This is a genomic window from Kyrpidia tusciae DSM 2912, assembly GCF_000092905.1.
GTDB lineage: Bacteria > Bacillota > Bacilli > Kyrpidiales > Kyrpidiaceae > Kyrpidia > Kyrpidia tusciae.
Genome location: NC_014098.1, coordinates 3,190,486 through 3,208,982, shown reverse-complemented (window position 1 = coordinate 3,208,982; position 18,497 = coordinate 3,190,486). Strand labels below are relative to the sequence as shown.

19 protein-coding genes are annotated in these 18,497 nt (G+C 62.9%); 5 read left to right on the top strand and 14 right to left on the bottom strand.

Annotated features, from left to right (window positions below; genetic code table 11):
- Positions 1 to 2: 2 nt before the first annotated feature.
- Genes BTUS_RS15635 through BTUS_RS15620 form a run of 4 tightly spaced genes read left to right on the top strand, consistent with a single transcriptional unit; the run spans position 3 to position 2,681 of the window.
- Entirely contained in the window at positions 3 to 1,232 is a 1,230-nt protein-coding gene (locus tag BTUS_RS15635; RefSeq protein WP_013077035.1) for an ArnT family glycosyltransferase, read from the top strand.
- A gap of 8 nt (positions 1,233 to 1,240) precedes the next feature.
- Positions 1,241 to 1,960 (top strand): glycosyltransferase family 2 protein, encoded by a 720-nt coding sequence (locus BTUS_RS15630; RefSeq protein ID WP_041304471.1) that lies wholly within the window; start codon positions 1,241 to 1,243, stop codon positions 1,958 to 1,960.
- 17 nt (positions 1,961 to 1,977) lie between these two features.
- On the top strand, positions 1,978 to 2,340 hold the full coding sequence (locus tag BTUS_RS15625) for a DUF2304 domain-containing protein (protein ID WP_013077033.1): 363 nt from the start codon (positions 1,978 to 1,980) through the stop codon (positions 2,338 to 2,340).
- Positions 2,337 to 2,681, top strand: a complete 345-nt coding sequence (locus tag BTUS_RS15620) for an EamA family transporter (RefSeq protein ID WP_013077032.1) — start codon at positions 2,337 to 2,339, stop codon at positions 2,679 to 2,681. The genes BTUS_RS15625 and BTUS_RS15620 overlap by 4 nt, the downstream gene beginning before the upstream one ends.
- A gap of 34 nt (positions 2,682 to 2,715) precedes the next feature.
- Here BTUS_RS15620 and BTUS_RS15615 read toward each other — a convergent pair whose 3' ends face one another.
- The 4 genes from BTUS_RS15615 to BTUS_RS15600 are packed head-to-tail and all read right to left on the bottom strand — an operon-like array spanning position 2,716 to position 6,759.
- Complete coding sequence (locus tag BTUS_RS15615) at positions 2,716 to 3,687, bottom strand: peptidase M42 (RefSeq protein ID WP_013077031.1); 972 nt, start codon at positions 3,685 to 3,687, stop codon at positions 2,716 to 2,718.
- Positions 3,684 to 4,880, bottom strand: coding sequence for a M42 family metallopeptidase (locus BTUS_RS15610; protein WP_013077030.1), 1,197 nt, complete (start codon positions 4,878 to 4,880; stop codon positions 3,684 to 3,686). The genes BTUS_RS15615 and BTUS_RS15610 overlap by 4 nt, the downstream gene beginning before the upstream one ends.
- Positions 4,862 to 5,941, bottom strand: coding sequence for a M42 family metallopeptidase (locus BTUS_RS15605; RefSeq protein ID WP_013077029.1), 1,080 nt, complete (start codon positions 5,939 to 5,941; stop codon positions 4,862 to 4,864). Before BTUS_RS15605 ends, BTUS_RS15610 begins: the two co-directional genes overlap by 19 nt.
- Positions 5,938 to 6,759: an SOS response-associated peptidase gene (locus tag BTUS_RS15600; RefSeq protein ID WP_245543337.1), complete on the bottom strand. Its 822-nt coding sequence runs from the start codon at positions 6,757 to 6,759 to the stop codon at positions 5,938 to 5,940. Before BTUS_RS15600 ends, BTUS_RS15605 begins: the two co-directional genes overlap by 4 nt.
- A 223-nt stretch (positions 6,760 to 6,982) precedes the next feature.
- On the opposite strand from BTUS_RS15600, the gene BTUS_RS15595 reads away from it, so the two are divergent.
- Complete coding sequence (locus tag BTUS_RS15595; protein ID WP_013077027.1) at positions 6,983 to 7,699, top strand: EAL domain-containing protein; 717 nt, start codon at positions 6,983 to 6,985, stop codon at positions 7,697 to 7,699.
- A gap of 45 nt (positions 7,700 to 7,744) precedes the next feature.
- Here the strand turns inward: BTUS_RS15595 and BTUS_RS15590 are convergent, their stop codons facing one another.
- From BTUS_RS15590 to BTUS_RS17170, 10 genes are all read right to left on the bottom strand, one after another.
- On the bottom strand, positions 7,745 to 8,722 hold the full coding sequence (locus BTUS_RS15590) for a hypothetical protein (RefSeq protein WP_013077026.1): 978 nt from the start codon (positions 8,720 to 8,722) through the stop codon (positions 7,745 to 7,747).
- Between the two features lie 11 nt (positions 8,723 to 8,733).
- A complete protein-coding gene (locus tag BTUS_RS15585) occupies positions 8,734 to 9,657 on the bottom strand; it encodes a hypothetical protein (protein WP_013077025.1) in 924 nt (307 codons plus the stop codon).
- On the bottom strand, positions 9,647 to 11,110 hold the full coding sequence (locus BTUS_RS15580) for a type IV pilus biogenesis protein PilM (protein ID WP_013077024.1): 1,464 nt from the start codon (positions 11,108 to 11,110) through the stop codon (positions 9,647 to 9,649). The genes BTUS_RS15585 and BTUS_RS15580 overlap by 11 nt, the downstream gene beginning before the upstream one ends.
- Positions 11,111 to 11,208: 98 nt before the next feature.
- On the bottom strand, positions 11,209 to 12,708 hold the full coding sequence (locus BTUS_RS15575; RefSeq protein WP_013077023.1) for a PilV family protein: 1,500 nt from the start codon (positions 12,706 to 12,708) through the stop codon (positions 11,209 to 11,211).
- Between the two features lie 165 nt (positions 12,709 to 12,873).
- On the bottom strand, positions 12,874 to 14,292 hold the full coding sequence (locus BTUS_RS15570) for a hypothetical protein (RefSeq protein WP_013077022.1): 1,419 nt from the start codon (positions 14,290 to 14,292) through the stop codon (positions 12,874 to 12,876).
- An 11-nt stretch (positions 14,293 to 14,303) separates the two neighbouring features.
- Positions 14,304 to 14,756, bottom strand: a complete 453-nt coding sequence (locus BTUS_RS15565) for a hypothetical protein (protein ID WP_041304463.1) — start codon at positions 14,754 to 14,756, stop codon at positions 14,304 to 14,306.
- Positions 14,757 to 14,784: 28 nt separating this feature from the next.
- A complete protein-coding gene (locus BTUS_RS15560) occupies positions 14,785 to 15,216 on the bottom strand; it encodes a type IV pilus modification PilV family protein (RefSeq protein WP_148224908.1) in 432 nt (143 codons plus the stop codon).
- A 46-nt stretch (positions 15,217 to 15,262) separates the two neighbouring features.
- Positions 15,263 to 16,033 (bottom strand): prepilin peptidase, encoded by a 771-nt coding sequence (locus BTUS_RS15555; RefSeq protein ID WP_013077019.1) that lies wholly within the window; start codon positions 16,031 to 16,033, stop codon positions 15,263 to 15,265.
- A gap of 30 nt (positions 16,034 to 16,063) precedes the next feature.
- A complete protein-coding gene (locus BTUS_RS17175) occupies positions 16,064 to 16,507 on the bottom strand; it encodes a type II secretion system protein (RefSeq protein WP_013077018.1) in 444 nt (147 codons plus the stop codon).
- Positions 16,508 to 16,712: 205 nt separating this feature from the next.
- Entirely contained in the window at positions 16,713 to 18,413 is a 1,701-nt protein-coding gene (locus tag BTUS_RS17170) for a type II secretion system F family protein (protein WP_013077017.1), read from the bottom strand.
- Between the last annotated feature and the right edge of the window lie 84 nt (positions 18,414 to 18,497).

Sequence of the window (18,497 nt, the reverse complement as noted above, 5' to 3'; positions counted from 1 at the left end):
TTATGCCTGAGGGTGCGCGATCCCGAAATATGGCTCTGGAGCGCCTCGTTCTCGGATTGATCTTATTGGCTGCCCTGGTGCTCCGGGCGTACTACATTCATACGGTGCCACAACCGCCTCTGTTTACCGATGCGAAGAATTATGACGAGACGGCGCTCCGCCTGCTTCATACCGGGGTCTTCAGTTACTGGGGGCATGGCCCCGATGCTTACGTCACCCCCGGATATCCGCTGTTTTTGGCCGTGGTGTACATGATCGCCGATTGGATCGGCGGGAACAGGCTGATGGATGCCCGGTATGCCCAGGCCCTTTTGTCGGTGGTCACGCTCTTTTGGATGTACGTGATTGTGCGGCGGCTCCAGGGAAGGGTGGCCGCTTTGCTCGCCGCCGTGGTGGGGGCGGTGTATGTCAGCATGATTTGGGCGCCGGCGGCCATTCTCACCGAGACTTTGTTCAACTTCTTGTTCGTTCTTTACTTGTACGTATTTTTGCTCGCCATGCAGAAGGACGACTGGCGGTGGAGCGGCATCGGCGGCGCCGTCCTGGGGTTGACGGTGTTGGTGCGGCCGACGCCGGCTCCCCTTGTGGTTCTGCTTCCGCTTTTGTATCATGGGCTGGTGGAGAGGCGGCAGCGGATTTGGCGGCATGTCGGGGTCGCTCTGGTGGCCTTTGCCGCGGTGATGGCGCCGTGGTGGCTGAGAAATTTGCATACGTTTGGCCATCTGATCCTGTTCGCCACCGAGAGCGGCGATCCGATGTTCGCCGGCACCGATCCGTATTTTCGCTTGGGGGACAAGCTGTACCAGACCATCCCTCCCGGGGCGGATTTGAATCAGATGGCCAAGGAGCGCATCGTCGAGGGATTCACCCACGAACCCGGCTTGTACCTCCAATGGTTTACAATAGGAAAATGGTGGTATCTCTTTCGTCAACCCTGGGGATGGAATGAAAGTGAGGCGCTGATCACTGGGCATTTCTGGGAAGGCATGGGTTGGCTGCACCTGCCCATCGTTTACGCCGGGTGGGCTTCGGTGTTGCTCGCGCCCTGGTGGCGGGAGCTGCGGGTTCTTTCCTTCGTCCTGTTGATTCTCACCGGGATTCAACTGCTTTTTTTGCCCTTGGCCCGTTATGCGTTTCCCATGATGCCCATCCTCATCATGATGGCCTCGGTGACGGTGATTCGCCTGCTCGGGCTCGGTTTTCGCTTTCGAGCGCGGGTGGAAAAAGGGTGACGTGCAAGATGCCGAAAGTCTTGGTGATTATCCCAGCTTTTAACGAGGAAAAAACGGTTGGCCAGGTGGTCCGCCGGGCACTCGGTGTCCTGGAAGGCGTGGATGTGCTGGTGGTGGACGACGGGTCCCGGGATGCCACGGCAGAGGTTGCCAGGCGGGCCGGAGCCCGGGTGTTGCGCTTGCCTTTTAATCTTGGAATCGGCGGGGCCATGCAGACGGGGTATCGCTACGCTTGGCGCCACGGCTACGACGTCGCGGTTCAGGTGGACGCCGACGGTCAGCACAACCCGGAAGATCTGCCGCACTTGCTCCGGGAATTGTGGAGGGGGCGGGCGGATCTGATCGTCGGGTCGCGGTATGTGGAGGAAACGGGGTATCGTTCCTCCCGGGCCCGGCGGGCGGGGATGATCGTGCTCGCCCATTTGGTGAGCGGGATCCTTCATCAGGCGGTTTATGACACCACCAGCGGGTACCGGGTGGTGAACCGGGAGGGGATTCGCCTCTTTGCCGAGCAGTATCCCGCCGATTACCCGGAAGTGGAGGCTCTGGTCCTGGCCCATTATCACGGGCTCTGTATCCGGGAGGTGGCGGTGAAGATGGAGGAACGGAAAGCGGGGAGGTCTTCCATTACGCCGCTTCGGTCGGCCTATTATATGATCAAAGTGATTCTCGCCCTCATGATGAACGTTCTCCGCCGGCCCCGCCTGTCCAGGGAGAATCACGGCTGATCGAGGGGGCTGCGGGGATGGATGTTTATCAATTGGCCATTTTGTTTTCCGTCGGGTTTATCTTGATTGTGCTGGATTTGGTCCGTCGCCGACGACTGAAGGAGAAATATTCGCTCCTTTGGATTTTTGTCGGGCTGTTGATGCTCGTGCTCTCGACCTTTCGATCCGCCATCGAACATATGGCGGCGTTTTTCCACGTGTATTACGCGCCTTCACTGTTATTCTTGGTCGGCCTCGTGTTTTGTTTTTCCCTGATCCTTCATGTGACGGTGGTTTTGTCCCGGCTGGAGGACCGGGTGGTGCGCCTGGCCCAAGAGGCGGCCATCCTGAGGGAGGAAATTGAACAAAAGGCCGTCGCCGAACGGGGGAACAAAGGGTGATCTACCTGCTGTTACTCTTCAATATTCTTTTATTGGTGGCCGGGCAGGTGTGTTTTAAAATCGGCCTGGGCCAGGTGGGCGGCCTTCATTTGAACAATGTGGCGGAGACGTTTTTCTCCCCCTGGATCCTCCTCGGTCTGTTTCTCTATGTGGTGGCCACGGTGGCCTGGTTCGCCGTCCTCTCCCGGTTGTCCCTGAGCATTGCCTATCCCCTCCAGAGTTTGTCCTACGTCTTCGGGGTCCTGGCGGCGGCCTGGATCTTTCAGGAGGCCGTGTCCCCGGTGCGCTGGCTCGGAGTGTTGGTGATCCTCGTGGGCGTGGCTCTGATCGCTCAGTCGTAGGGGGCGGGGCCCCGTGCGGTCCTGCGCCTCAGGCTCAGGTTTCCAGGGCCGCACGCAGGAGATCCAGGGCTGCCTGGAGGTCGGTGAACTGCAGGAATCCCAGGTTTCCTCGGGTCCTGTAAACGGGGATGTCGACGCCGCCCACGAGAAGCCCGGATTCGCTCATCGCCAGAATTCCCCCGTCCGACGCCGTCTCGGGTGCCACCCCGGCTTGGTGGGGAATTTCCCGGGTCTCGGCCAGGTCCCACAGGCGCCGCTTCATCTCCGGCCGCACCACCAACGACCGGTCCATGGCCCGGATCACCGGGCCACCGCCGACCCGGAGGCCGCCCTTTGAGGGGCCCGGCGCGCCAGTAACGGGCACTGTGCCGATGTCCAGGGCCCAGTCGAAAGCTTCCTCGAAGGCGGCGAGCCGCCCGGCCCTGGCTCCCACCGAGCGCTGGGCGCTGAACAGCAGGGTCACATCGTAGCGACCGCCCGCCAGATGGTCCGCCAAAGCCGCGAGGACGATGGTTCCCGCCCGCCACGGAAGATTTGCGCCGAGGGCGATCTCCCCGAGGATCTCCACCCGGGGGTCGATCACCCCCGGTTCACCGATGCCCACCGTTCCGGAAATGGGCAAGACGAACAGCGACTGCCAATCGACGGCCTCGCCTTCTCCCTTGACCTCGGCGTCCACCAAGCCCGTGGCTCCGCTTTGAAAGCGGATTTTTTGGCCGGGCAGGTCCCGGGGCTGAATCGGCCCGATGGGCGCGATGCGCACCCGGCCCTCGCCGTCGACGTGGGTGGCCAGGACGCCCGGTTGATCGAGGCCGGCGACGAGAAGGACCCGTCCTTTGGCCCCCGGGGTCCAAGTCCGGGCAAGGACATTGCCAAAAGGGTCCGTTTCACAGCGGTCGAGTTTTCCTCCCACCGCGCCTGTGACCCATCGGCGAATCCCTTCTTCGAATCCGGCGGGGCCAAAGGCGGATGACGCTTCGGCGGTCATACGGTTCCAGTCGGTCATGGTTCTTGCTCTCCTTCCTCCTCGGCGGCGGTCTTGTTCCCCTCCGGGCCCTTTCCAGAGGCCGGAGGGGGTTCTGGGCCCGGGCGGCCCGGGTGCGGGGGTGCACCCGGGGACGGCCCGCTGCCCGGTGCGGCCGGCGGATAGACCCGATTTGCGAGTCGCAAACCATCCAGCCGGTCCGGATGGTCTTCCAGATCCCGAAGCAGGGCCTCGGTCAGGGCGATGGTGTTCTCGTAATCCGCCAGGTCCACGATCTGTGCCGGACTGTGAATGTAGCGCACCGGCACCGAGATGGCTCCGGTGGGGATGCCCCGGCGGGTCAGGTGGATCGCTCCGGCGTCATTGCCCCCGGCGCCCGAGCGTCGCCACTGGTACGGGATTTCCCGGGCGTCGGCCACCTCCGCCATCCACCGGATGAGGGATTGGGGAGGGATGGTGGCGCGATCGAGGAGGCTGATGGCCGGCCCTCGTCCCTGGATGGTGACGCTGTCCTCGTCCCGGGCGTCGGGAACATCAAAACAAAGGGTGCCCTCGATCACGAAGGCGAGGTCGGGATTGACGCGATAAGCGGCCGGGCCTGCCCCCCGCAGGCCGATCTCCTCCTGGACGGTGAAGACAAAGGTGGTCGGAAGCTGAAAGGACCGTTTCGCCAGTTCGGCGAGGACCGCACACCCCACCCGGTCATCGAATGCTTTGCCTTTGGCTTTGCCCTGCCCGATCTGTTCGTACTCGGTGGCGAATACCGCGTAGTCGCCGACGTGCACCCGGCCCGATGCTTGATCGGCGTCTTTGGCGCCGATGTCGATGTACAGATCCTCAATGGCGACGGGGCGTTTGCGTTCCTCGGGTTTTTGCAAATGCACGGCCTTGGAGCCGATCACCCCCGGGAGGCCGGCGGGGCCCACCCGAACGGCTTTGGACACCAACACCCGCTCGTCGATACCGCCGATGGCCCGGAACCGAAGGGTGCCTTCGTCATCGATGCGGACGATCATCAGGGCGACTTCATCCATGTGGGCGGCCAACATCACCCGGGGACCTCCCTGTTCGGGGCCGGTTTCCACGAATAAATTTCCCAAAGCATCAGTGTAGATCCGCCGGGCGTGGGGGCGCAGCTCTTCGATGAGAACGTGTCTCACTTGGTCTTCAAATCCCGAAGGGCCAGGGGTTTCGCTTAAACGTCGAAGTAACACAAAAATCCCTCCACAACGCTGCGGTTCAGGCTCTTCAGCCATCCCGCCAAAAGTTGCCCCGTCCGGCGGATGTCTTGGTACTGCACCGTCTCCACCGAGGTGTGCATGTAACGGATCGGGATCCCCAGGGCCGCGGTGGGTATCCCTTCCCGGCACAGCTGCATCAGTCGGGCGTCGGTCCCCGTGGCTCCTTGGGCGACGAGAACTTGATAAGGCAAGCCCGCGGCCTGGGTCGCGGCGGTGAGGGACCGGAACAGGGCCGGGTGGATGTTGGGGCCAAACTGGATCGCGGGGCCGTCCCCCATGCCCATGGTGCGCTCCGTCGACACCCCCGGGGACCGGGCGTGGCACACATCCACCGCCACAGCCAGATCCGGCCGGATCTGATAGGCCGCCGTCGCCGCGCCCCGCATTCCGACTTCTTCCTGCACCGTCGCGGCAAAAACCACGTCAACTTGGAGCGGATGAGAAGACAGCTGGGCGATGCACTCGAAAACCGCCGCCACCGAGGCCCGGTTGTCCACAGATTTTGCGGCGATGCGGTCGTCCAGAAGCCGCAGGGGGCGCCGGCGAATCGTCACCGGATCCCCGGGGCGCACCCACTCCCGCACTTCCAATTCCGGCAGCCCGAGGTCGATGAACATCCGCTCCGTCCCCGCCGCTTCTTTTCGCTCCTCGGGGGTGCTGAGGTGGGGCGGTTTGCTGCCGATGACACCCAGCAGGGGTTTGCGTCCGTGAACCGTGACCTCGGCGGAAGGCAAAGTCCGCGGATCCACGCCCCCGATGGGGACGAAGCGGAGGAAGCCCCCGGCTTCGATGTGCGAGACCATGAGGCCGATTTCATCCATGTGGGCGGTGATGAGGACGGTGGGGGGCCGGTCATCGCCCGGATCAGCAGCGGGCCTTCGGGCGATGAGATTTCCCAAGGCGTCTTGTTCCACTGTCAGTCCCGCGGCCTTGAACCAGTGGCTGAGCCATATTGCGACGGCGTCTTCGTGGCCGGAGGGGCCATCGAGGGCCAGCAGTTCCAGAAAAGAATCAATGCCTTGCCAGTTGTTCACCGGCCCATCCCTCCTTCCGGCAATGGGGCCCCTTCCGATGGCGATTCGTCTCTATGGGGCGTCCCGGCGGACGACGGAGCCCCGTTTTGGCCTTGGCCGGCGGCCGGTTCGATGCAGCGCGGGTCGTCGACGGCGGCGGAGTTGACGAGCCGGGATACTTCATAAGCCTCGAAGTTGTCGCCGGGCGGCCGGCGAAGCTGCTGGAGGAAGGCTTCGGGATCCTTGAGGCCGGGATCCAGCCACGGTTGTTCCAGTTCCCGGGGGACGACGACGGGCATCCGGTCGTGGATGGACGCCAAGGAGGGCGCGGCGGCGGTGGTGAGAATTGTGCAGCTGTGCAGGATTCTGTCCTCTGGGCCTTTCCAGGTTTCCCATAGGCCGGCAAAAGCAAACACCTCCCGGGAGCGAAGGGTGCAGCGCATGGGGATTTTGCCGGTGGGGGTGGATTTCCATTCATAAAATCCGTCGGCGGGGATGAGACAGCGGCGGCGGCGAAGGGCTTCCCGGTAAGCGGGCTTTGTGGCGGCGGTCTCAATCCGGGCGTTGATCATCCGGTTTCCGATGGAGGGATCTTTCGCCCAAGAGGGTACAAGTCCCCAGCGGAGATAGCCGCCCCGGCGGACCCGACCGTCCGAGAGGATGGCCAGCACCGGCTGGGACGGAGCGATGTTGTACCGAGGGGTGTACGTAAAATCCCGGGCGGTTTGGAAGCCGAACCGCTCGAACACCACTTGAAAATCGACGGTTAAGGTGTATCGGCCGCACATGAGGGTCACCTCGCTACGACTCATCATAGCAGGTTTTGGGGACGGCTGCATGTGGGGCTCCCCTGTTGGTGGCTGTCGTGTCTCCACGGCCCTGATCTAAAGTAACCCGCCAGTTCCGGGTAGCTCCGCTGTCGCGGTGTCAGCGGGGCGCTGAAGGACATTTTGATCCGGCTGCCGAATCTGTAAAAGAAGTTGCAAAAAATCGACCCAACTCCTCCTGGCGGTGTTGAGACGGAAAGATTCCTTTATGCACTATATGGCAGGAATGAATGGGGTGGGGGAGATCTTCCCGGGAAGAGTCGACTTTTTGCGTTTTCTGACCGATGTCCACTTTGCTTACCAACCGATCATTCGGATGACCGACCTCCGGAGGGTGGGCTGCGAGCTCCTCGTGCGCGGTCCCCTCGTCAAGGCATTTCGGGATCCGGAACACCTCTTTGCTCATGCGCGAACGTTGGACATTCTCATGGAAACCGATTACCTGATCTTTCTGCAGGCCATGGCTCATCGGCCCCGATGGGAATGTTCCTTCATCAACATCCTGGCTCCCACCGTGGAGCGGTTCGCGCCTCGACTTTACGAGGAGTTGGAGGGGGTCGATCTCACTCAACTGGTCCTGGAGGTCAGCGAGAACCTTCCGCCCTCCGGGTGGGCGGAACTGGCGGCGATTTGCGAGCCGTTGCGGGATCGGGGGCTGCGGCTGGCGCTGGACGATGTGGGGGTCGGCGGGGTGGACCTCGAAGCCGCCGCCTCGCTCCAACCGGATCTTGTGAAAATCGACTCGTCGTACGTCGGGCGGTTGGGGACGAGCCCCGAGTGGTACCACAGGGTGGAACGGATCTGCCGAATGGCGGAGCGGATCGGGGCGGAGGTGGTGGCGAAGGGGGTGGAAACCGAGGACCAGGCCGGCGCGTTGGTGGATCTCGGGGTGAACCTGGCCCAGGGATTTTTGTACGGACGACCGGAAGAGCACAACATCGTTTACTATTGAATCGGCGAGCCGGCCCAAACCAACAACAAGCCCCCGGTCGGTGCCTCATCGGCCGAACGCCTCGGGATTGCCCGCCGGCTGAATGGGAAAGGGCCACGGCGCCTCGGCGACGGCCCGGCTGTCCCACGGGGCGTGGGAGTACAGCGTCAACGTGAGCTGCAGTCGCGCGGTGCCGGTTGAAGTTCCGGCGCCTCCACCCGCACCGCCCGCAGCGCCGCCGGGATTACTTCTACCCCCGCCGAAATCGAGGGTGTAATCGGTGATCCACACCAACCGCTGCATGGCGGTCAATTCGTCCAGAAAGGCCAGCAGGTTGGAACCTGTGCCCTCGGCCGTGATGGCGATGGTCAGGCTGTGGATGCCGGGCAGGGCCGCGGGCGGAACCGCCTCTTTCCCGGTTGTCGCGCCGGCGTTGCCGGAAGTCGGCGCGGCCGGCCCGGAGGCCGCCCCCGGAGCCGACCCGTTTGTCGCTGTTCCCGGCGTCGCGCCGACCGAGCCGGGGGAGGACGGGGCGCTCGCCGACGGGGATCCCGCGCCGCCTCCGGTCGTTTGGGACGGGCTGCCAGAGGGCTGATTTCTGCCTCCCTGGGCTCCGGCTGGGTTGGCGGATGAACCTCCCGGGCTTGTCGGGGCTTTGGCGCCCGCCGACCCGGGGGTGCCCGGCGGCTTGAATCCACCGGGGTCGGGGGAGGGCGGGTTCGGCGTGACGCTGGCGATGTGGACGCTCCAAGTGTTCGCCGCTGTGGTGAGGTCCGCAAAAAATCGCGCCATTTCCCAGTTGTTCGGGATCGCCCGGGCCGGAAGGGTGAGATCCGGTGCCGGCACCGGGTGGGAGAGTTTTCGCTGTAACGACTGCATCTGATTCTGGGCGTCCTGCAGCCGGGCGGCGGCGGCCCGGGCCGCCTGGGCGGCCGAGGATGACGTGTACGCCAAAACCCCTCCGGTGACCGCAAGGCCCGCGGAGATCAAAAGAATCCAACGATGAAATGGCGTCAGTGATCGGATTCGTTCCGTTAACCTCATCCTTTCCCCTCCTATCTCCCCAGGGTGACACTGAACTCGAGAATGTACACGGTTTGTGCGGGCGCAGCTTGGCCCGGGGCCGACCCGGCTGCCGGCGCCCCGCCGGGTGTGCCTGTTGTACCCGGGGGAAGCGTGCCCGGGGGAAGCGGAAACGGCCACGGCCAGGGCAACCCGGGGACGGAACTGACGGGGGCGCTTCCGGTGGACGGCGGCGCCCCATTCCCGGGACCGCCCGGAGCCGTGGAACCGCCGCCCGGCGCCCCACCCCCGGATTCGGAGGGTTCGGGCGGAGGACCGTCCGACGCCCGGGCCACCCCGGGGCTCCAGGGTAGAGAGGACCACAGGCGGTCCACCCAGGTTTGAACGGGGCCGCCGGGAACCGAACGAGCCGGAAGGAACCCGGTCGGCGACGGTGCGGGCCGCGGCGTCCCGGCCGCGCCGGGCGCCGCCTGTTGGACCGCCGCTGTCTGGCGGTTGACGGATTTCACCGTGACCGATGCCACCCGATCGCTCGTCTGGAGCGCGCGAAGGTACGTGGCCACCGACTCCAGGTCGGGCAGCGAGGCCCTCACGTCGTAATTCGCCCCGCCGACAAAATGCACGCTCAACAAGGCGCTATTTTTGGGCAGCAGGGTAGAGAGCAGATGCACCTCATCTTGAAAATCCGGCCTGGACGCGGCCCATTTTTGGAAGGCGTCGATCTGGCGGGTCAGTGTCTCCCGTTGTTGCTGTTCGTTCGCCTGCCGCTGCAGGGCGGGGAGGCGCGCGGCCGCATCCCGGTACGCCGCGTCGCTCGCCCGGGTTTGCACCAACGCGCTGACCCACGTCGCCCCCGCCCACAGGTTGGCGATGGCCAAGAGGCCGGCGGTCCCGGTGAGGACGGCCGTCCAAAGCGGATGAACCGGCTCGGGCCTCGGTAAGAGATCAATCTTCATCCGGCACCATCCCCCTCAACGCCGCCCCCAGGGCCGGCAGATCGACGGGCCGTCCGCCCAGGTCCCGCGGCGTATCAAGGCATTCCACCGGCAGTCCCAGGTGGTCGGACAGGTTTGCCGCGATCGCCTCGCAATGGGGCACGTAGCCCGCCAGCCACAGCCGGGACAGGGCCAGATCCTCCTGTCGCAACGTGTATTGCAGGAAGGACAAGAGCCGGTCGATCTGATACTGCAAGTCGGCGGTGAACGCCTTGAGTTTCGCGGCCGGGTGGCCCACGGCCAGCCAGGTGTCGGCGTAGGCGCTGAGCGCCGGCTGGGCCGGGTGGGACGGCTCGGCTCCTGTCTCGGAGGTCCCGGGTATCCCGAGCGCCTCCGGCCCCCCGGGCTGCCCCGGAAACTCGGGCCCCCCGGGCCGCGGGGCCGACCGCGTGCCGGAATCGACGCCCGCATCTCCGGTGGACTTCGGGGTGTTCACATCCGCCGCAACGCCGGCCGCCGCCTCGGTTTGACCCGGGCCCGCGGCGCCGTCCGGGGAGGTGCCCCAGGGAGTCTCATCCGCGTCGGGTACCCAGAGCACACTGTCGCTCTCAGAGCTCGCCCCCGTTTCAGCACCCGGCCCGGCCGGCGCCTCGGTGATTCGGGATTCGTTCGTTGCCCCGATCCTCGTCGTCCGCGATTGCGCGGCGTCGCCCCCGGCCGAACGGGCGGCACCCGGGGCTAGCGTCGGGCCCGCCGGGCCGGATACCGTGGCGAATCCACCCGTCTCCTCGGATACGTACTCCCGGGGGTTGAGATCCAGCCACCGGCTCAGTAACAACTGCCCTTTCACATAAAAATGGGCATCCACAGCGTCGGGCCCAAAATGCACCAGCAATGTGCCCTGGTCGATCCTCCTCCCGAGGTGGCGCAATACCCGCAGACCGGCCAACCCTTTGACCTCGACGGCATCTAAAGGGGTTTTTATGCGGCGAAAGGCCTGTTCCGCCCGGTGGACCAGATCTCCCGGCGCCGCCGCCAGCAGGACCAGCGCACCGCCGTCTTCGCCCGCTTGGCCGTCGGGGGCGGGAAACCCCGGTGGAAAATAATCAAAGTCGAACACGGGATTGGCGAAGGGCAGGTGGAGTTCGTGGTCGATTTGGAATTGGAGCAGGTTTCGCGCCTGTTTCCGCCCGGTTCGGGGCAGCGTCACCGTGCGCAGCACCACGGCCGATGTCGGAAGGCACAGGGACGGCCGGTCCGCCGCCACACCCGCGTCCTGTATCTTTCGCCGGAACGTCTCTGTAAAAGCGGCCTCGTTTTTGATCCACCCGTTCTCGTATACCTCGGGAGGAAGCGAAATGAGCGCGTGGCCCACCAACGGAAACGGCCCTCGCCCCTCCACCCGCACCACTTCCACCACATGTTCGTGAAAACTCACCCCGACCCCCGAAGGGCCCGCCAACGAAAACCGCATCGGAATCCTCTCTCCTCTATGGAACGAGCCATCTAATCTGCTTGATTGTCTCGTGAAACCGACCTCCGCCAACCCGGACCCGGGACCTCCCGCCGCCTCTACTCGGTGTGACGCTCCACAATCACCGGTTGGGGGATGTAGAGCTCGGGGCGCCGGCTTGGGTCAAAATCGGCCATGAGGTCTGTGTTCTGATAGTTGATGTCGATCGAATTGAGTACATCGAAATGGATCTGTTTTGCAGCGACTCCACCGTGCACCCCCAGAGCCGCAAGGCCAAAATTAACCGTACCATTCGGAGCATAAATATACCCAGAGATCCTCCACGGTGGTATGATATCGCGTATGAAATCTAGAATGGCACTGAGAATGTTAGATAATGGTTGGAGAAGATTGTCGTTCAAGTGAAGCAGGCTATCAAGTCCGATCAGATGTAGCAGAAACCCAAGACCGTCGAGTAGCAGGCCAACTGCCTTGTTAAGTGTTTCGATTACCGCACGTAAATCATTGGGGATCTGGTTGTCACCAACCCATACGTTTTTCTTGCTAATGTATATCGTGCGGTCTGCGCTATCTCCAACCAGCCCAATCAAGTGCAAATTACCTTCGGATACGATCGTTTTACCGTACGGATTCCCGAGGACGTACAGGTCTGGATTGGAGAACATCAGGATGGCTTGGTTTCCTTGAATGATCCTAATCGTAGGAAAGTCGATATAAATACACATCCCCAAGATTGAAATGAGTAGGCCGCTTCCGTTGGTTGGACCAACATTCGTAATTTGCGACCCATTTCTCCTGCGCAAACTTGCCACAATCTGCTCATAGGTGGGATACGCCAGGGGCGCCCCCAGGCGTTCAACAGGCACCCAGGAAGGGACATTTTGAAGATCCTGCCGGCTTTGAATCGGCGAGTTTGGTCCCAGGTCTACAGCCAGGGAATGGGTCTGCAGCATGGGCGGCAGGGCCCGGGCCTTCCCCCAGCGAATGTCAGCGTTTGAATAGATACGTCCATTAATGGTCAGGTCCGGATACAGGTTGACCAAATCCCGATCAAATTGAATTCCTTTTCCGTTCGTCGACAAGGCCGCCAACGCGTATTGAAAGAGTCCGCCGAGAAACTGGAGATCCACCGTGGCCACGATGGTCTTGCTCACCTGGTCCACGGTTCCCTTTGACCGCACCTGGATCAGATGGGGATACGGCGGGACCTGATTCGCAGTCACCGGTTGCCCGTCTTCCCGCACATAGGTTGCCGTCACAGCGACCCCCGGCTGATTGATAGCGTGTCGGTCGATCCAACCGCCGAGGTCCCCCGGGTCATACGGGAAATCCGAAGACCCGTCGGCCGCCTGCTGCAGCGCCGCCATAAAGCGTTCGAGTCCCGCCTCAGCCAGGTTGTAGGCCTGCTGTTGGCGAGCCGTGAGGCCGGTTTGCCGAGATTCGGCCAGCACCAGGGTGCTCACCGCGGCGAGCAGGGTGAGCAGGATGACTGCCACCAACAGCACCGCCACCAGGGTGAACCCCGCCTGCAGACGGTTACTCCTGCACTGTTGGTGCCGGCGCAGACGCCAGGATTCTCCCTTATGGTGATGACGCACGGCGGTTCACCTCACGATGATCGGCGGACTGCTGCGGTGGACTCCAGCAACATGGAAGTCGTCCTAATCCAGGTGATGCGGCAAGTACTGTACAGGCTGGCTCGGAACTTCGATGAAAGGCTATCATTTCTCACGCGTTGCAAATCCTCCGACCGTGGTCCCGGGTTACTCCGTGTGCCTGTCCACAACAACCGGCCGGGGAACGTACCACGGGATTTTCTGATCCAGGCCGTCCGTACTTTGTTGCAAGGAAGCCGACAGCGATCCCAAACCAAGAAAACGTCTGGAGTCAAATGTAATACGTTGGCCGATGATGGATCCGATCAACTGAAAGGAATTGTCTCCCCTGGCGGTCACATTGCCGTTTGGTGCAAAGATATAACCGGAAACAATGCCCCCGGGCACCAATTTCGGCAGCCGAATGTCCCCGCCATGCCGCAATAAGTCCAGCAGGTTCTGGAGAAAGACATCGAAGGCAACCCCCAGGCTCTGAACAAAGTCTGTGTCGAGCAGGACATTCTTTTTCGCCACATACAACGGCGGCGATGTGTCGCCGATGAACGCGTAAACCGTAAGTTCCCCGCTTACCACCACCGTCTTGTGAGCAGGATTCCCGAGTACGATCACCTGAGCATCAGGATTGTTAAACATGAGAACCGGCTTACTCGGGTCGACGGGCGACACCGCGACGGCCCCCCCGTTTTGCCACAGGTCCCACCATCCGCCCCAAAGGTCTTCGAACAAATAGTGCGTTCCGCCGGACGAAAAGGTTTGGATGCTCCCATTCCCGTTTCCTGCCTGAAGGGCCACCACCACGTCGTCGAAAGACGGTACGGCGAGCGGTCTGGTCAGCTTCCGAACGCTTACATGCGTAGGAAACCACTGTTCCGTTCCACTCAACGGCGAATCAGGTCCAAGGTCGAGCGTGCCGTTTTGGATCATCAAAGACGATGGGATTTTGCGGCTCGAGTTGGTGACGGCCAGATCCGCATCCGTATACATGGATCCGTACAGACTCAGCGACATGTTTGAATCGAACTGAATGCCTGTCCCCGTACCGGCCGTTGCGGCCAGCACGTATCGAAAAATATTGCCCAAGTACTGAAGGTCCACGGTGGCGACGACAGTCTTCTGGACCCCGTCCGCCGTCCCCGTCGACCGGACCTGTATCAAGTGCGGGTACGGCGGCGTGGTCGACGTTACGACGGTTCCGTTTTCATCGATATACGTTGCTTGTACGACAGTCCTGGGAGGCTGCTGAATTCCCTGGGTTTGCACCCATCTCGCCAGTGTCCCTGAATCATACGGGAACTGGCTCAGATCCCCCTGAGCAGCCGTCTGCAGGGCTGCCATAAACCGCTCGAGTCCCGTCTCGGCCAGGTTGTACGCCTGTTGCTGGCGCGCTGTGAGGCCGGTCTGCTTCGATTCGGCCAGCACCATGGTGCTCACCGCGGCGAGAAGCGTGAGCAGAATCACCGCCACCAGAAGTACCGCCACGAGGGTAAACCCATCGTGTCGACGCTGGCCCGGGTGTTTGCCGTTCCCGTGCTTGCCGCGTTTCGGTCCCGTGTAGCTGTCGCGCACGGTGACTCACCTCACTGCCCAGGCGGCGATGGGACTCTGGGCAGGACGGAGATGGTATCTACAAACGCTTGTTTCCACTGGCCTGTGCTTATGGTGATTGTCCATACCCGCCCATTGGGACTGGGTGCCTTCACTTGGAATCCGGTGATCGGCTGAAACGTGTAGGTGGCCGTCCCGCCGGCGGCCTTTGCCACCGTTACGGTCAGCGTTTGCGCCCCATCCCACGCGGCCGCCAGCGTGTCGCCGGAGGCCTGTACGGCGGTGAGAGAACGACCATCCCCGGCCCCCGTGACCGTCCGACTGTCGCGAATAAAATCGAGAAGCACCGTCTCCGCGTTTCGCACCGTCTGCTGCAGGTGTCCCTGAACCTCGATGGCCCGTTCGGTCGTCGTTGCGTACTGGCGAACCGCGAACACGACACTGAGGACCAGCAGAGACACCACGATGGCTGCGGTGATTTCCACCAGCGTGAACCCCTCGCGCCTCCGAGCTCTACTGAGCCGCCCGCGATTTTGCATGGTCATACTCCCCGAAAAATGACTTGACCTCATACGTTTGCAACTGACCCCGGCTTTGCCACGTCGTGGTCACCGTGATCTCCCAGCCCGGCGGACCACTCTGTGGGTACGTATACGTCACCACGGTGTTTATGCCGGGTGACCCGTTGAAGCCGTGCGACGCCAAGTCGCTGGGTTGGACCTGCCCGGAACCGGGTCGACCCCCTTGAGCATATTGGTCCATCAGCCATGCCCGGGTGGCTTCCATAGCTTGCTCCGTTTGGGAGACAGCCCGCGTCCTGGTCCCATCTTGCCGAATCCCCACATAAGCTGTCGTGAAATACCCCATGATTCCGACAAGTAGCGCCGCGGCGATGGTGAGCGACGCCAGAGCTTCCACCAGGGTAAATCCCTCCGTACGTCGCACCGGCGTTCTCGAACACGTGCGTCCATTCACCGTCTCCGCCCCGCTTTCACAAAAACAGGCCGAAATATGCTTTCATCAAGGCATCGCCGTACAGCCACGATAACAATGCCCCGCCGGCCAAAAACGGACCGAATGGAATCCGGCGCTGCTCCCCGAGGCGATCCATTCGCTGCAAGACCAGTCCAACCACAAGACCTGCGAGCGAGGCCGCGAACAAAGTGATGACTGTACCTGTCAGGCCGGTGAACGCCCCCAGGCCGACCATGAGCTTCACATCCCCGAGCCCCATGCCTTCTTTGCCGAAAAGAAGCGGACTCAACCAGTACAAAGTCAACAGCATACCTGCCCCCAGCGCCGCCCCGCCCAGATACCACCACCACGGTTCCGGTCCCATCCACAACCTAGCGCCGACCACCACGATCGCCAACGGATAGGTCAGCTCGTCCGGGAGAATCTTCCACTCCAGATCAATGGTCGACAATGCGATCAAAAAGCTGATGACCACCAGCCCCAACGCCGTCTCCCACGACCAGCCGTACCACCAGGCGGCCAAGCCCCACAACAGCGCGGTCAGCCCTTCCACCGCCGGGTACCGCCAAGAAATGGTTCCGCCGCAGTCCCGGCACCGCCCCCGCAGCCACACCCAACTCACCACCGGGATCAAATCCCGAGGGCGAATCCGGGCACCGCAGCGGGGACAGCGGGACGGCGGGAACACCACCGAATCCCCGCGGGGAAGTCGGTAGGCCACGACGTTGAGAAATGAGCCGATGATGAGGCCCATACAAATCGCGTAAATCACAACCGACGGACGCACACGAGGGGTATCTCCTTTGCCTCACAAATTCTAGAACTTTACACTGAGTGTTTGGGCATTGTTTCCACCGTGTGGACTTGTAATAGTGATTGTGTTGCCTTGAACGTCTATCGAATAATAGGCTGAGTTCCAAGGATCCTTTGGTGGAGCACCAAGATATGCCCCAATAAGTACACTATTCTGGTCTACTTTTTTGCTCGTTCCAGGGAGAGTCGCAGGATCATTGCCATCCATAATATACCTATTTGCTGCGTCAGCAATTGTTCTCAGATTTGCCATATCCGTGTTCTCCCGTGCCTTCTCAATCTGATTGTTCACCACCACAAACCCCACTCCGGCCACGATGGCCAGGATCACCACCACCGCCAGCATTTCGATGAGGGTGAACCCGCCTTGGCGCCGTCGCCGGACGGCCTGCGGCCGAGCCGGCTCCTTCTCCTCACGTCGCACCGGTGCGATTTCTTGTGTCACCATGTGCTTTCTCCTCCTCCCTTACCCCAAAAATGATTGTGAGATTTCCCGCCCTTCGGGATCGCACCTCGGGCGGGGCGCATGGTCGCATTCCGGTTGGACACGGGGCTGTTTGTCTATCCCCGCTCCGCCGCCGTCCCGCCCAGGACCTCCGGGTGTTGCCGAATGTCCGTCCGGCCACCCCGTGACTCCATCCCGCCCCGGCGCCCTACGAACCGACAAAATTCATCATCTGGAACATCGGCAGATAGACGGATAAGATAATGAGTCCCACAATCACCGCCAGAAACAGAATCATCATCGGTTCGAGCAGAGCGCCGAGCCTGGCGGCCATCTCCTGGACGTCCGACTCGTAAAAATCCGCCAGCTTATCCAACAGATCATCCAGTGTTCCCGTTTCCTCCCCGACCGCGATCATCTGCACCACCATCGGTGGAAACAGCCGGGGATGGCGCCCCAGCGTCTCGGCCATCGTCCGCCCGGCTTGCAATCCCTCCTGGGCCTCGGTCAATGCCGCCTGGTACAGCACGTTGCCCATCACCTTTTTCGTCAGGTCCAGCCCGTCGAGGATCGGCACCGCCGCCCGAACCAGGGTGGCGAAGGTTCGGCTGAACTGCGCCACGGCATGTTTCCGGTTCAGCCCTCCGAACACCGGCAGCCCCAACGACAGCCGCCCGATCCACTCCTTGCCCGCCGCAGTTCTGGCCCCGACCACCGCTCCACCGGCCACTGCCGCGACCAGCGCCAACGCCAGGTACCACCGCTCGGTGAGAAAACGGCTGAGCCCGAGGGTGATGCGGGTGGGGAGCGGGAGGGTAACCCCCTGCTGGGCGAACGTTTGGGCAAACGTCGGGATCACCGAGGTGAGCAGAAACACCGACACCCCCAGGGCGATGGTCAGCACCACCGCGGGGTACATCAGGGCCGATGTGATCTTCTGCCGGGTCGCCCGTTCCCGTTCGTAAAATAAGGCGGCCCGGTCCAACATCAGATCCAGTTGCCCGGAGAATTCCCCGGCCCCCACCATGTGAATGAAGAGTGCCGGAAATACCGACGGATGCGCGGCGAAGGCCCGCTGCAGGGCCGTTCCCTGGCGAACCTCCGCCGCCACGGCCTCCAACGTGCGTTTCAGCGTGCGATTTTCACTCTGCGCCGCCAGGATTTCCACCGACCGAGCCGCCGGAACGCCGGCCCGCACCAGCGTGGCGAACTGCCGGCAGAAAACCGCCAACGTCTGCACCTTGACCCGACCCTCGCCGAGACGCAAGCCGAACCGCGCGGCCCCGGTGCGCTTGGCAGTCCCTTCCGATCCCGCCGGACTCCCTGAGACCCCGCCGAAAACGCCCCGCACCCCGGCGGAGCGATCCCGGGACCTTCCGGGAAAGACGCTCCGGGTCCGCCCGCCGACCGTCCGCACCGCCGGTGCCCCGCCCGGCACGGGCTGCTCCGGTCCCATGCGTCCCGGCTCCATGGTCCCCGGTTCCCCCGATCCTCCGAACGGTGCGGCCGCACCCAGAGCCCGGTCCGCTCCCGGGAACGCCGGAGCCTGCGCGGCCGCGCCCCGGGCGATCCTCGTCGCCGAAACCGGCCCCTCCCTTCCCGGCGCCCGCCGCTCCTCGGGAACGGCTCCCGTGCGAAAGGCGGCGTTCAGGGGTGTCCCCGGGCCTCCCTCCCGGCCCCCGGGCCCTCCCAACGTACCCTGCGCTCCCTCCGGCGCGGCCGTCCCCGCATGCCTGCGGCCCAACGCCCCGAATAAACCCCCGGCCCGTCGCTCCACCGGGTCGATCCGCATGGGGAAGAGACCTTGCTGCCGAAGAGCGGAGCCGGCTGCGGCCGCATCAGACGCCTCGATCTGTCCCCGCACCGTTTTGCCCGCTCCGTTCACCGCCTGATACCGAAACAGCGCCATACTCTTCCCCCTTTCATTGTACGTGATAAGTTATCACATTCCGACGGCGATGCCATGAGCAATCTGTAACATCTGCCCGCCGGT

Bases quoted from the DNA above. Each gene is read 5' to 3' on its own strand.
- BTUS_RS15630 (WP_041304471.1), top strand. From the start codon at position 1,241: ATGCCGAAAGTCTTGGTGATTATCCCAGCTTTTAACGAGGAAAAAACG.
- BTUS_RS15580 (WP_013077024.1), bottom strand. From the start codon at position 11,110: ATGCGGTTTTCGTTGGCGGGCCCTTCGGGGGTCGGGGTGAGTTTTCAC.
- BTUS_RS15625 (WP_013077033.1), top strand. From the start codon at position 1,978: ATGGATGTTTATCAATTGGCCATTTTGTTTTCCGTCGGGTTTATCTTG.
- BTUS_RS15590 (WP_013077026.1), bottom strand. From the start codon at position 8,722: ATGAGGTTAACGGAACGAATCCGATCACTGACGCCATTTCATCGTTGG.
- BTUS_RS15600 (WP_245543337.1), bottom strand. From the start codon at position 6,759: ATGCAGCCGTCCCCAAAACCTGCTATGATGAGTCGTAGCGAGGTGACC.
- BTUS_RS17170 (WP_013077017.1), bottom strand. From the start codon at position 18,413: ATGGCGCTGTTTCGGTATCAGGCGGTGAACGGAGCGGGCAAAACGGTG.
- BTUS_RS15635 (WP_013077035.1), top strand. From the start codon at position 3: ATGCCTGAGGGTGCGCGATCCCGAAATATGGCTCTGGAGCGCCTCGTT.
- BTUS_RS15615 (WP_013077031.1), bottom strand. From the start codon at position 3,687: ATGACCGACTGGAACCGTATGACCGCCGAAGCGTCATCCGCCTTTGGC.
- BTUS_RS17175 (WP_013077018.1), bottom strand. From the start codon at position 16,507: ATGGTGACACAAGAAATCGCACCGGTGCGACGTGAGGAGAAGGAGCCG.
- BTUS_RS15585 (WP_013077025.1), bottom strand. From the start codon at position 9,657: ATGAAGATTGATCTCTTACCGAGGCCCGAGCCGGTTCATCCGCTTTGG.